Annotated in this window: 1 protein-coding gene; it reads right to left on the bottom strand. The window is 59.9% G+C overall.

Annotated elements, in window-relative coordinates; all coding sequences use genetic code 11:
* Positions 1-551 (bottom strand): transporter substrate-binding domain-containing protein (locus GH663_RS20890; RefSeq protein ID WP_153133510.1); only part of this gene is annotated, 551 nt, incomplete at both ends.

Below are 551 nucleotides of genomic sequence, written 5' to 3'. Positions count from 1 at the left end.
GGCTTCTTGGCCTTGGCCATTTCACCATAGAGCAGCGCGTCGTCCATCATGAAGGCGACGGCGCGGCCGGTTTCCAGGGTCAGGAAGGCTTCGCCGTGGTCCTTGGCGGAGATGACGCTCATGCCCAGCTTCTTCTCTTCGTTCATCTTGCGCAGCAGACGCTCGGAGGTGGTGCCGGCGGTGGTGACGACGTTCTTGCCGGCGAGGTCGGCGAAGTCGTTGATGCCGGCCGTCTTCTTGGCCATCAGGCGGGTGCCGATGACGAAGATGGTGGTCGAGAAGCCAACCTGCTTCTGGCGTTCCAGATTGTTGGTGGTCGAGCCGCATTCGATGTCGACGGTGCCGTTCTGGACCAGCGTGATGCGGTTGGCCGAGGTGACCGGCATCAGCTTGATGTCGATCTTGGCCAGCTTCAGTTCGTTCTTGATGCCTTCGACGGCTTTCAGCATCAGTTCGTGCGAGTAGCCGATGACCTGCTGCTTGTCGTCGTAGTAGGAAAACGGAATCGAGGATTCACGGTGACCCAGCGTGATCGTGCCGGTGTCCTTGAT

It is taken from the genome of Dechloromonas hortensis (assembly GCF_009469765.1).
In the GTDB taxonomy this organism is placed as follows: domain Bacteria; phylum Pseudomonadota; class Gammaproteobacteria; order Burkholderiales; family Rhodocyclaceae; genus Azonexus; species Azonexus hortensis.
This window is presented reverse-complemented; position numbering and strand designations above follow the sequence as displayed.